We start from the raw sequence: 12,874 nt of genomic DNA, 5'->3' as shown, positions 1-12,874 counted from the left end.
AGGTTTACGCCGCTTCCGCGTGGCGCTCCCGCAACAGCGGCCCGACCTCTGCCAGCCACGCCTCGATACGGGGATCGGTCAGCGCCGGTTGCGAGCGCTGGTCCACCACCAGGCCCACGAAGCGCCCATCGACGATGGAGGCCGAAGCCTCGAAGGTATAGCCCTCGGTACTCCAGGTGCCGATCAATTCCGCGCCATGGGCCTGGAAAAACCGGTAGAGGTGGATCAGCGAACTGGCGAAGCGCTCGGAATAGCGCTCCTGGTGGCCGAGCCCGAACAAGGCCACCCGCTTGCCGGAAAAATCCAGCCCTTCCAGCCGCGGCAGGAATTCCGCCCAATTGGGTTCGACGCAACCGACCGCCTGGCCGGGGATGGCCCCCACGCCATAGCTGGGTGTGCCCAGGATCAGGGCGTCGTAGCTGGAGAATTCCTCCAGCCCGGCCCGGTTGACGTTCTTGGGCGCGTCGGCGGCTTCCGCCCCCAGCGCCTTGAAAATCCGCTTCGCCACCAAGCGGGTGGTCCCGGTGTCGGTGCCATAGAAAATGCCGATCTTGTTCACGATGTTCCCCGTTGTTGTCCATGACCGCGCCGCGAGGCGCTGGAATCCTGTGCAGCAGGTTCCAGGCCAGCCGGTATTTTCGTGTGGGATTAAGGGGTTATGGAATGGAGGGCGGCGGTGGTGCGCCCGCCCCGGCGCTGGATTGTAGGGAATGCGACAAGCCCGGAGGGCGTGGAACGGAATCCGGGAGGACGGGCGGGAACTCCGGCTTCCCGGATTCCACCGCGCCGCCTCCGGGGCACGGGGTGCTTAAGCTCCGCAGCACTTCTTGTGCCCAGCCCTTCCTCCGAGACGCTCCAATCTTCCTAGCCGTCAAACGAAACGGGCGTGGTTTTTACTACGCCCGTTTTTTTGTGGCGTTAGCCAGGAATCTGTTTGTGTTAGCTGTACCCAACTTTTGCTTTTCTGGGTCCGCTCAGCGGGCCTCGATCCGCTATCGTGGGCTGTGCCAAAGACTTTGCCATTCTGTGCTAAAGACCTTGCCGCCCTACAGGAGCTTGACCCGTCAAATGTACCGTAAGGAATACTGGGATTGGATGCTATCGGATGAAATGGCTTGAAACAACAAAAAACCCGCAGAGCCTTACGCTGTGCGGGTTTCCGGTACGCCGTGGGATGGCGTGAAATGTCGATTTGGTGGCAGGGACGGAATCGAACCGCCGACACGGGGATTTTCAATGTTGAGTGCAAACGTTCTTGGAAGTTCTGAAATATTCCCAAGTCTTTGATTTTAATGCGATAAGTTGAGATATTGCACTTTAGACTATTCTAGCTGATTCTAAGATTTTGTGTAATTTTCCGGGCATGATTACACTGAAATTACACAGGGAGAACAGTCGGCTTTGTGCCTAAATTCACCATGGTAGGTTGATCTTTTTCAAGTGGGCCAGGAACGCAGTTGTAGACTCCCCGGTCAGCTCTTGGACTTCGCGGGATAGGCGGTAGAAGGTTCGCCAGTGCATCCCTTTGGGCTTGCCGCCCGGACCATGAAGGATTCCGGGTTCCCATTGAAGCCGCGCCCGCAGTTTATCGGCCCGCCTTGCCAGACGGTTATGCCTTGCTTCACGCTGGCTTGCGTAGGCCAATTGGTAACAATGTCGGCAGGCGAAATACCGGCCAGTACCGTACAACAGCGCCACGCGACGACCGCAACCCGCCGCCGGGCAGCGGAACCAATAGCGCCCGCCGCCGTAGTGGCAAGCGGTTTTTTCCAGCGCTACCGGGTAATCCAAGCTTTCCCATTCGCCACCGTTGCGGCGATAGCTGTAATTCAGGAACACACGCCCGCTTTCCACCCGGACCCGGATGTCCGCCACAACTTGGCCCCTGCGCGACCATTGCCAGCTAAAAGCATTTCCCGGCGTTAATAGCCCATCCCGTTGCCAGCGCCGCACATCCAAGGATCGCGATTCTTCCACCGTGTCTTTTGTCTTCCAACGATACCAGCTACCTGAATTTGGACCGCCCATGATTTTTTTACCGAAATCATTAGATAGGTTAACATTGTAACGATCTTGGGGTTGCCCGCAACAAAACAAGGCTACAGGAAATCCAATGGCGTCAACGGAAGCTTTTTCCCGTGCGGTGATAGACGGCTTGCTCAAAGATAGGGGATGGAACATCACGGATGGATCGAGCGTGCGCTTTGAATACCGCCTACCCGATGGCACCCGCGCCGATTATTTGCTGTGCGACCGCAACGGGCGCGGCCTCGCCATCATCGAAGCCAAGCGCAGCACCATCAATGCCGCCGATGCGGCGGACCAAGCCAAACACTACGCCGAACAGGCCGATGTGCCTTTCGTGTTTCTCGCCAATGGCCGGGAAATCCGCTTTTGGGATTGGCGGGCCGAAGCCCATCCCCACCCGGTTCGGTCCTTCTTCAGCCAGGAAGATTTGGAGCGCCGGGTAGCCTCCCGGATTCTGCGCGTCGATCCCTTGAAAATCCCAATCGATGCCAAGATCGCCGGGCGGGATTACCAAAAAGCCTGCATCGATGAGCTTTGCCAGGAAATCACGCGGGGTCGGCGCAAGCTATTGGTCGAAATGGCGACCGGCACCGGCAAGACCCGCACCGCCGCCGCGCTGATTAAGCGGCTGTTCCAGGCCAATTTGATTACCCGCGTTTTGTTCCTGGTGGACCGCATCCCCTTGGGACTGCAAACCGAAGACGCCTTTGCCGAACACCTCAGCGAATACCCTTGCTACGTGCTACGCAATGGTCGCCGGTTCGACGACGCCAAGCGCATCACCATCACGACCTTGCAGTCGATGATCAACATCTACCCCGAATATTCGGCGGGCTATTTCGATTTGGTCATTTCCGACGAATGCCACCGCAGCATCTACGGCAAATGGAAAAAGGTGTTGCTGCATTTCGATGGGATTCAAGTCGGCTTGACCGCGACCCCGTGCGTAGCCGGGGGAAACGAGACGGGCGACGACGAAGACCGTAGCTTCGTTCGGGATACCTTGCGGTTTTTCGAGTTGGAGCGCCCCACCTTCCGCTATACCTTGCAGCAGGCGATTAGTCACGGCTATCTGGCCCCTTATCAAATCTACCGGGCCAAGACGGTCGCCACCGCCGCCGAAGGCGGATTCCCGGTCAGGCGGGACCAAATCGATTGGGATGGGTTGGACGACCGGACCCGCCGCGAGTTGGAGGAAGCCTTTCAGCAGCAAGACCCGATCTTGGTCAGCCCGAACGCCTTGGAGCGCAAATTCACCTTGCCCGAGCGCAACCGCGCCATGGTGCGCGAATTCCGGGAGGTGATGCGGAACGGCTATTGGGATGCCGCCGCCGGGCGGGTCCGTGCCCCCCAGTTCGGCAAGACCATCGTGTTTGCTGTGACCAAGGCCCACGCGGAAACGCTGGCCCGGATGTTCGATGAGGAGTTCGCCGACCAAAAGCCAGCGCCCGAAATCCGCTACGCCGATTATGTGGTGTCGGGCATGGGGGCGGATGACGATACCGCCGATGGGCTGGCCCGGATCAAGCGCTTCAAAAAGGAGAAATATCCGCAAATCCTGGTGTCGGTGAATATGTTGGACACCGGCTTCGACTGCCCGGAAGTGATGAATCTGGTTTTCGCCCGCTATACCGATTCCGTCATCCTCTACCGACAAATGCGCGGGCGCGGCAGCCGCAAGGCGCAGGGCAAGCCGGTGTTCACGATGTTCGATTTCGTCGGCGTGACCGATGTCCACCTCGACGAAGACACCTACGGCGAAGGCGGACCCATGCGCGAATCCCCGCCGCGCCCGCGCCCCAATCCCCGCACCGTGGTTTCGGTCGATGCCGACGACCATATCGACCCGATGACCCGTGGTTGGGTAACGCTGGACGAAGACGGGCGCATGGTGTTCGCCGAAGCTTCCGAAGCCAAGGCGAACGAATTGGGCTTGCGGTTCGAGGAATGGCTGGGCGGGCAGGAATTCACGCCGGAACAGGAACGCTGGCTGCATTGGGTGGAATCGCAAATCCGCGCCAATGCCGAGATGTGCGACGACTTCACCATCGATCATTTAGAATGCCCGCCCTTTAGCAGTCAGGGCGGACGGCGCAAGGCGGTGGAATTGTTCGGCGATGATGCCCGGTTGGCCGAAACCATCGCCGGATTGAGCGCCGCCGTGTTCGAGCACCCGCCCGCCGCCTTTCCCCACGCTTCCCACTAAGGCCGATCCAAACCCATGCCCTTCACGCCCGAGCTACGCCAAAAAGTCGATCAAATCCGCGATTACCTGTACGGGGGCGGTTATCCCGATCCGGTCAGCAATGCCGAGCAATTGGCCTTCCTGCTTTATTTCAACATGGCCGAACCCTTGGACGCGCAGCACGCCGCCCGTGCCCGCGTCACCAAGCAGCGCCATGACAGCATCTACGCCGGGGAATGGGCGCTGAAAAATCCCTTGAACGGGGTGATGTTCGATGGACAGACCATCCCGAGGGAGCGGTTCCGCTGGTCGCAATGGGCCAAGGTGATGTCCGGGGAAAACCTGGTGCGCTTCGTGCGGGATGAGGTGTTCCCATTCTTCGCCGAGGTGGCCGAGCGGTCGGCGGTCAACTTCATGGACGGTGCCCGCTTGGGCTTGGACGAACCCACGGTCTTGACCCAGGCCATCGGCAAAATCGACGAACTCCGGCTGGACAGCGCCGACGCCGACACCAAGGGCGATTTGTTCGAGCATGTGTTGCGGCAGATCAAAAAGGCGGGCGAGTTGGGGCAGTTCCGCACGCCGCGCCATGTCATCCGGGCCATCGTGCGGATGATCGCCCCGGACATCGGCGAAACCATTTACGACCCCGCCGCCGGGACCGCCGGTTTTTTGGTCGCGGCCTATGACTTCATCCGGCTGGCCCATTCCAGCGAACACGCCCTGGAAACCGTGGAGGTGGACGGCAAGCCGCTACGGCGCGGGCATGGCGACCGGCTGAATCTGGCGCAATGGCAGGCGCTACAGGAACGGACCTTCTACGGCAACGATGTGGACCCGAAGATGGTCCGGCTCGCCACCATGAACCTGAGTTTGCGCGGCTTGCCCGAGGTGCGGATTCAGAAGCGCAATGTGCTGACCACCACGCTGGATAACGAGCAGAAGCGGGAGCGGGGGCTTCCGGTCGAGGGTTATCACGTCATCCTGGCGAATCCGCCGTTTTCCGGGCGGGTGGACAAGGACCGCATCGTCGAGGAGGTGAAGGTCGGCGGCACCACGGCCACGGAAATCCTGTTCCTCAAGTACATGATGGACAGCCTACGGCCCGGCGGGCGGTGCGGGGTGATTGTGCCGGAAGGCGTGTTGTTCGGCTCCACGGGGGCGCATAAGGAATTGCGGCGGCAGTTGTTGGAGAACTTCCGGGTCGATGCGGTGTTGAGCTTGCCGGGCGGGGTGTTCCAGCCTTATTCCGGGGTGAAGACTTCGGTGCTGTTGTTCAGCAAGCAGGGCAGCACGGAGCGGGTGTTGTTCCTTCATGCCGATGCGGACGGCTACAAGCTGGACGCGAACCACGACGCAGCCGTGGAGGCGGATGACTTGCCGGGCTTGGTCGAGGCGTTCCAGGCGCGGGCGGAACGCTGGGCGGCATGGCGTGACCGTGACCCGCAGGCGGAATGGGCGGAAAAATGGTGGTTCGCCACGGCGGAGGAAATCCGGGGGAACGATTTCAACCTGTCCGCCGGGCGGTATCGGCCCATGAGCCAGGCGCAGGTGGAGCATCGGAATCCGTTGGAATTGTTGGATGAGTTGGCGGCGATTGAGGCGGAAATAGCCGGGGAAATTGAAGAATTGCGGACAGCGTTGACGAGGAGCACCGCATGACGAAATGGCCGATAAAATCTCTCGCCGAAGTGTGTGAAATCAATCCGCGATTGCCTAAAAACCACGGTGTTACGGACGAACAGGAAGTATCTTTCGTTCCAATGGCCAGCCCTTTCAAACTGAAATAACCGATAGTATTATCGGCGCTCAACATACCAACACCAATAGTCGAGATCAATGCTAGAGCTATTCCGCCAGAAAATGCCCCTGTCCTGCCTGCTGCACGGCCTACTGGAACGCTGCTTTGCGGCGGAGAGGCTGGACAGGATTTTCCTGGAGAACGCGAAGGAGCAATACACGCGGGAAATCCTATTTTCGACGGTGTGCGACCTCATGCTGAGCGTGGTCCTCAAGGTCCATCCCTCGATCAACGCGGCCTACCAGAAACACCCGGAACCCCTGGGGGTAACGGTATCCGCGCTCTACGAGAAACTCAAGGGCGTTGAATTATCCGTGTCCCAAGCCCTGCTGCGCGATACCTCGGAAGACCTGTCGGATATTCTCGATGCCCTGGGTTTCACCCCCGAACCCTGGTTGCCGGGTTATCCGGTCCGCCTCCTCGACGGCAACTGTCTGGCGGCGAGCGAGAAACGCCTCGCCGTCCACCGCGAGGTCGGCGGTGCCGCGTTGCCGGGCAAGTCGCTGGTGGTGTTCGACCCGGAGCGCCGCCTGATGCGGGACGTGTTCCCTTGCGAGGACGGACATGCCCAGGAGCGCCGCCTGCTCGACGCCGTGGCCGGTATCCCCAAGGCCGGCGAACTGTGGATCGCCGACCGCAACTTCTGCACCGTGGGATTCCTCGACCGGCTCCAGGGCCGGAACGCCCACGCCTTGATGCGCTTGCACCTGAACCTGCCGCTGACCGAGGAAACCCTGTTTTCCCAGGCCGGGGAACAGGGCGGCGGGCGGCTTTTGGAAAAGCGGGTCGGCGTGGCCGGGCGGCCCTATCGCCTCGTCCGCGTCGAACTCGAACAACCCACCCGCGACGGCGATGCCTTCGTCGATATCCTGACCGACCTCCCGGCGGACATACCCGCCGCCACCGTCGCCGACCTCTACCGCAGGCGCTGGACCCTGGAAACCGCGTTCCAACACGTCGAAAAACATTTCAAGTCCGAGATCGAAACCCTGGCCTATCCCAAGGCCGCCCTGTTCGGATTCGCCCTGGCCCTGGTCGCCTATAACCTCTTCTCGGTCATGATCTCGGCGCTGGACTGCGCCCATGGAAAACCCGTGTCCAAGGATATCTCCGGGTATTATCTCTCCCACGAGATCGCCGCCACTTTCCTCGCGCTCATCCAACTCAGCGGGGTCGGCGACTGGCTGTTCGTCTCCGAACAAACCCCGGCGGAATTCGCCGCGTGGCTGCGCGAAACCGCCCGGAACATCCCGTTGCGTACCCTCAAAAAGCATCCGCGCGGCCCGAAAAAGCCCATCGACAAACCGCCCTACGACCCGAAACAGCCACATGTCTCGACATATCAATTACTTAGGAAGAAGAAGTAGTCACTTTGAAAGGGCTGGTTCCAATGGCTTCTGTTAATGAAATATCCGGTTCTATTTCCAGTAAGCAGGTTCGTCTATTTTCTGAGGTTAAGAAAGGCTACACATATTTCAAAGATAATGATGTGCTGTTTGCCAAGATTACCCCGTGCATGGAAAACGGGAAGGCGGCTATCGCTAATGGGTTAGTTGGAGGAATAGGTTTTGGTTCTACTGAATTTCACGTTCTACGGACTCGTGAAGAAATGTTGCCAAGTTGGATTTTTTACTTTGTCCGAAGACAGCAGTTTCGTGATGCCGCAAAACGCAACTTCACAGGAACAGCGGGGCAACAGCGAGTTCCAACGGATTTTGTTTCCGATGCTCAAATTTCCGTCCCACCACTCGCCGAACAAAGCCGCCTAGTCGATATTCTCACCCGCGCTGAAGGCATCGTGCGCCTACGCCGCGAGGCTTTGAAGAAAGTCCAGGAAATCATTCCCGCGCTGTTTGTTGATATGTTTGGCGACCCGGCGACGAATCCGAAGGGGTGGCCTCTCAAGTCGGTTGGTGATATTTGCAGTTATACGCGCTATGGGCCTAGATTCCATGATAGAGATTATTCTATCGACGGTGCCCATATTCTTAGAACTACTGACATGGGATATAGCGGCGAACTAAGATGGCAGGATTCACCAATTTTATCTATGAGTGAGGGAGAATTAGAAAAGTACAGCCTGAGAGCGGGAACCTTGCTTGTCACCAGAACCGGCGCGACCATTGGAAAGGTCGCTTTGTTTGAAGGCGCTACCCGGCCATGTATCGCGGGCGCTTATCTCATAGAGCTTGGATTTACCGATGAGGTAATTCCTGAATTTGTACTCCACTTTTTCCTTAGCAGTTTTGGACAGGCTTTATTGACAAGCGGAAGCCGTGCGGTTGCTCAACCGAACATCAACGTTCCGACAATCAAAGCAATAAGAATCCCCTTGCCGGGGCTTAATATTCAAAGAGAATTCGCGAAGAATATCGAGCGAATCAATTCCATCCAATCCCAAGCCACTCGCGCCCTAGCCACCGCCGAAGCTACCTTTCAATCCCTGTTGCACCGGGCCTTTGCCGGGGAGCTTTAGGGCTTAAAACCGCCAGCCTTCACGCCGAATCAATTCCAGAATATTCAGGCAAGGAATCGACAGCGCATCACAAACATCGGGGATTTTCGGCTTGTTCGGATTCCCACGGTTCTTTTCTCCCGTCACCAGAATTAACCCGTTGACTTGCGCCAAGGCGATAAAAAACGGATCGCCCATCGAGCGGCTTTTGTTTGGGTTGATGAGATTGGGAAACGTGCCAAGAATCGCCGCCACGGCGTTTTGTTGGGCTTCATCCATCGGCATAATCAAAGCATCCTCATTACGCTTAACCCATCCCGATAATTCGTCATCCTTGGGCACCGTTTCATCAAGAAGCAAAACAGGCGCTTTCAATCGATCTTCCGCCAGCAATTCATCAATACCGCGCCAAAAACTAGGAAACACGTCCGGCGGATAATGCCGAATCCGAGCATCCATTAAGGCGCTCGTATCGATGCAATACCGATTCAAGGGGAATCAGGCCGGTTTAATAGTTGGCCGATCCGGTCAATATGACGCACTTTCACCCCCAAATAATCAGAAACACGGGCCAAACTAATCTTATCTTGATAATACGCTTCTAAAATCAAGCGGGTATAAGGCTTCCCAAGGTTCCTAACCGCCATCACCGCAGGATTTGGCCCACCATCACCAGAAGGACGCTGTTCGGCCAATGCCTTATATTCCCTTATAAATAAACCCCGCATCTTTTGGTAATATTCCCGAGTCGTCCGGCCCAAATCCAAGAGACGGCGCAAAACCACTTCCTTACTGACAGAGAGTTCCCTGGAAATATCCTCCAACTCTTCCCGCGTCCAATCCCGAGGCTCAGCTTTTGGCGCAATCCCAATAATTACCGAACTAGGGACCATGGAGGCACCAGCCACCGCATTGCAAAACGCCTCAATTCGGCTGTCTGGGCTTTCTGGGTTTTCAAAGGCTTCCATATCGCAAACCCCGCCTTGCCTAAGCAAAAGGTGGGTATATTCGTGGAATAAAGTAAAAATCCGACCATTAGGACTATCACCGCCATTCAGGACGATAACCGGCAACCTATCCGCCGCAATGGAAAGCCCCCGCATTTCTTCATGCGGAATCCGGCTAACCTCGAAAACCAAGACGCCTTGCCGTTCTATCGCGGCTTTCCATGCCTTAAGCGCCTTGCCTGAATCCCGCCACCGCTTTTGCTCTGCAAGGGGAATATTCAGCCAACTCCTAACCCGGTCGGCGACAGTTTCCGGCGACTCTTCGAGGCTTGCCGAAAATTCAAATGGGGGAAATGACTCGTTTAGATCGCCCGCCAACTCCAAGGCTTCCTGCCGCCGCTCCTGTGCGTTGCGGATTTCAAAGTTAAGGCGAGGGGAATAAGGCCGCTGGGCCACTCCCGGCTGTAACCGGAAATCGTGAACCAGGGGTTTGGATAAGGGAGGTTCGGGTAGAAAAAACACCGCCAATGGCCGTTTATACGCATCCGCCGCTTTTTTCAGTTGCCCGAACGTAAGGCGGTTCTCGCCCGCCTCGACGGCTTTTAGTTTTTCGGTTTTGACTCCCAAACGATGGGCAGCATCGTCCAGCGTGAAGCCAGCCGTTGTTCTGGCCCACTCTAAAAGCGCTGGTTTTACAATGGCTTGGACTTGGCCTGTCATTTGGAAGCGAGTGAAGGAATGGAGGTGGAAGGTATCCGAAAGGCACGTAAATCGTATTACATTTGATTGCCCCCATAAACCGTCCGCGCCGGGAACCATGGCGCTTACCGCGCTCACGAACCGCGCCGAAATCGGTCACAGCTTCGCGGATCGAACTTCCACCAACTGCCGCACACCGCCGGGGACTCCCGACCCGCACCGCACAAAATCAATGCGGTATGGCCGGTCGGTTGTTGGTGGGCGCAATCGCAGCACCGCACGCGCCCAGAGACATGCGGCGGACAGGCTTCGGAAGCTTTGCTTTGGACTTCCACGGCTTGCGCTGGATCGCCGATAAGCGCCGCTATGATCGCGGGCTTGTTCTGCCGAATGAACGCCCGCTGGGACTCGGACAACTGGCTTGCCGGACTCACAGCTAGGTTGCTGCCTACGACAGCCAGGGTGAAGCCAGCGTCTTGAATGCGCCCAATCAGGCCGGGCACATCCATTAGAAAAACTCCACATCGGCGGAATTTGCCGAAGCTGCCCCATCCTGCCCTTGTGGCATACCTTCAAAATCGTGGGCACCTTGGGCTTCTTGGGCAGGTTCGCGGGTGGATGGGCTATCGGAAACGCCCGAAGGTGCCGAAGGTGCCGAAGATGCCCCGGTTTTTTGTGTCCGGGAATCGTGGGCGGGTTCGGGCACCTTGGGTAATTGCCAAAACCAACCGCCGGAAAATTCGCGTTTTACCGGCTGAACCCCAAGCTTTTCACGGGCGGTGCGTAATTGCTTGGAAGAAATTCCCGCTTCCTTTGCTTCCACCTCGACATCGGACGCCACCATGCCGCCATTGCCCAGAAGGTTACGCAACCATTCCATATTCGCATCCGGTGCCTTTTCCGGCTTTTCCGGTTCTTCCGGTAATTGCACCGCATCGGCCCGCGCCAATAATTCGCGGGCCGAACCGTCCATGGCCGCGCCCCATAAAACGCGGGTGGCGAAAATGTCGGGATGGCCCGGAACCTCGATTTGTTCCAAGTCATAGCGGAACCCGCCCGAATCCGGCCCGATGTTGCTCTTGCTTCGGCAGAACAGCCGCGCCCCGCCTTCCTGGTCATCGTCGGGCAATTTCGCCGCCGCGAAGACCACGCGGGCCAGGGCACCGAAGGCAATGGACCCCGTAACCCGTTCGACGGGATCGCGCCCGGCGGTGGATTTTGAAAAATGGGTGATGCCCAACACCGCCGCGCCCATATCGGCCCCGAGCGTTACCAAGGGCTGCAAACTGCGCCGGACTTCGGCATTTTTGTGGGAATCGCCCGCCACGGCGGAAACGATGGGGTCCACGATCAAAAGCTTGACGCCGCCTTCGATGTCCGCGACCGTCGCCGCCAATTTTGCAAAATCCGTCGCCGGATCGAACGGGCGCGGTTCACCGGCAACGAGGGTATCCCCCACGAAATAAACGCGGTTGATGTCGGCCCCGCACGCCAGCAAACGCGGCACAAGGGTATCTTCCGGGTCATCCTCCCCGGACCAAATCAACACATTGCCGATTTCGGCCCGAGTACCATCCGGCCATAACCCGCCCCTGGTCAACGTGGCCGCGATTGCCGCCGCCAAGGTGGTTTTGCCTGTTCCCGGCGGACCCGGCAAGACATGGAACTTGCCAGCCGCCAGCCACCCCGGCCATAACCACTTGATCGCCACGGGCCGAATACTGGCACCATGGATCAATTGAACCCTATCGGGGATCGCGCCTTGTTGGGGTGGTTGCCGGGAATCGGCCTGATTATCAGCCATCATTGACGCCTCGATTTGCTTGCGGACTTCGGCCAAACCAGCCACCGCCGCCAAGTCGTTGAAGTCGGTTCCGTCCGAGCCTTCGGGAAAGCTGGGAAGCACCAGCACCGCGCCCGTGGTTTTCGTGGCTTCCACCGCTTTATCCTGCCCATGGCCGATGTCGGCCAGAATCAGCAGACGCGCCGCCGGATAACGCGCTTGCATCGCCTTGGCGACCTTGAGCAAGCCATAACAAGACAGCGCCGCGACCGCCGCGTAACCAGTGGCTTCCTTGGCTGATAACGCGGTGGCAACGCCTTCGGCAATAACCAAAATCAACCCGGCCCCATCGCCTTTGGGCAACGGTTGCGCGGCCCAATAGCCGCCGCCTTTGGCCCCATCCCTGAGCGCCGCTTTCCGTCCGGCTTGGTCGATCAATTCAACGGAGGTGATCCTGTCGCCGATCTTTATCGGGACGACGATCCAACGACCGGGGGCAAGTGGGCCTTTTTTGCTTTTCGGCAGATAGCCCAGGATGCCCGTGGCCTGTTCTGACGGAATTTCCCGCAAAGTCATTACCGGCTTGACCCCCTTGCTGGTGCAGTAGGGATAGTCGGGTTCAAGCTCTGTTGCGGCTTTCCATAGCGCCACTGCTTTCAGCGCCGCTTGTTCCCTGTCGCGCTTCTCTTCTTCCTTGGCCCTTTGAATCAGCGCTTGGCGTTCCCGGCGTTCCTCATCCGTCAGGGTCCGGCCATCGTTGATGAAAAAAACATGGGGTTTGTCGCTGGATTTCCAGTTATGCACCATGCCGCCCCGACCATCGGGAAAAAGCTTGATGCGGCCATCGCCCCGGCCCCGTGGGTCATCCTCTATATCGGTGTCATGCCATCGACCATCGGCGGCAACTTCCCGGTAGAGGATGCCCACATGGGCACAAGCCTTGAGTAACGCTTGATAAAGATCGCCGGTCATCTAT

The 12,874-nt window shown here is 58.2% G+C and carries 9 protein-coding genes; 4 read left to right on the top strand and 5 right to left on the bottom strand.

All coding sequences use genetic code 11. The annotated features are described in order from the left end of the window. Positions 1-4: 4 nt before the first annotated feature. Both K5658_RS14415 and K5658_RS14410 read right to left on the bottom strand, forming a co-directional pair. Positions 5-559, bottom strand: coding sequence for a flavodoxin (locus K5658_RS14415; RefSeq protein ID WP_221063814.1), 555 nt, complete (start codon positions 557-559; stop codon positions 5-7). Positions 560-1,413: 854 nt separating this feature from the next. Then, positions 1,414-2,184 carry a hypothetical protein gene (locus tag K5658_RS14410; protein ID WP_221063813.1) on the bottom strand — a complete coding sequence of 257 codons (771 nt, stop codon included), beginning with the start codon at positions 2,182-2,184 and terminating at the stop codon, positions 1,414-1,416. A 13-nt stretch (positions 2,185-2,197) separates the two neighbouring features. Between K5658_RS14410 and K5658_RS14405 the strand changes: the two genes are divergently transcribed. The 4 genes from K5658_RS14405 (at position 2,198) to K5658_RS14390 (ending at position 8,490) form a co-directional block, all read left to right on the top strand. Continuing rightward, complete coding sequence (locus K5658_RS14405; RefSeq protein ID WP_221063812.1) at positions 2,198-4,234, top strand: DEAD/DEAH box helicase family protein; 2,037 nt, start codon at positions 2,198-2,200, stop codon at positions 4,232-4,234. A gap of 15 nt (positions 4,235-4,249) precedes the next feature. Next, positions 4,250-5,875, top strand: a complete 1,626-nt coding sequence (locus K5658_RS14400) for an HsdM family class I SAM-dependent methyltransferase (RefSeq protein ID WP_221063811.1) — start codon at positions 4,250-4,252, stop codon at positions 5,873-5,875. 177 nt (positions 5,876-6,052) lie between these two features. Next, positions 6,053-7,381, top strand: a complete 1,329-nt coding sequence (locus K5658_RS14395) for a transposase (RefSeq protein WP_221063785.1) — start codon at positions 6,053-6,055, stop codon at positions 7,379-7,381. 5 nt (positions 7,382-7,386) lie between these two features. Next, a complete protein-coding gene (locus K5658_RS14390; RefSeq protein WP_221063810.1) occupies positions 7,387-8,490 on the top strand; it encodes a restriction endonuclease subunit S in 1,104 nt (367 codons plus the stop codon). Positions 8,491-8,493: 3 nt separating this feature from the next. On the opposite strand, the gene K5658_RS14385 is transcribed toward K5658_RS14390, so the two are convergent. From K5658_RS14385 to K5658_RS14375, 3 genes are all read right to left on the bottom strand, one after another. Then, complete coding sequence (locus tag K5658_RS14385) at positions 8,494-8,961, bottom strand: DUF4411 family protein (RefSeq protein WP_281425897.1); 468 nt, start codon at positions 8,959-8,961, stop codon at positions 8,494-8,496. Next, positions 8,958-10,136: a helix-turn-helix domain-containing protein gene (locus K5658_RS14380; protein ID WP_221063808.1), complete on the bottom strand. Its 1,179-nt coding sequence runs from the start codon at positions 10,134-10,136 to the stop codon at positions 8,958-8,960. The genes K5658_RS14385 and K5658_RS14380 overlap by 4 nt, the downstream gene beginning before the upstream one ends. Positions 10,137-10,623: 487 nt before the next feature. Beyond that, positions 10,624-12,870: an AAA family ATPase gene (locus K5658_RS14375; protein ID WP_221063807.1), complete on the bottom strand. Its 2,247-nt coding sequence runs from the start codon at positions 12,868-12,870 to the stop codon at positions 10,624-10,626. Positions 12,871-12,874 lie beyond the last annotated feature (4 nt).

The sequence above is a fragment of the Methylomagnum ishizawai genome (assembly GCF_019670005.1).
Taxonomy (GTDB): domain Bacteria; phylum Pseudomonadota; class Gammaproteobacteria; order Methylococcales; family Methylococcaceae; genus Methylomagnum; species Methylomagnum ishizawai.
Note: the sequence above shows the minus strand (reverse complement) of the source record. Positions and strands in the feature narration are given on the sequence as shown.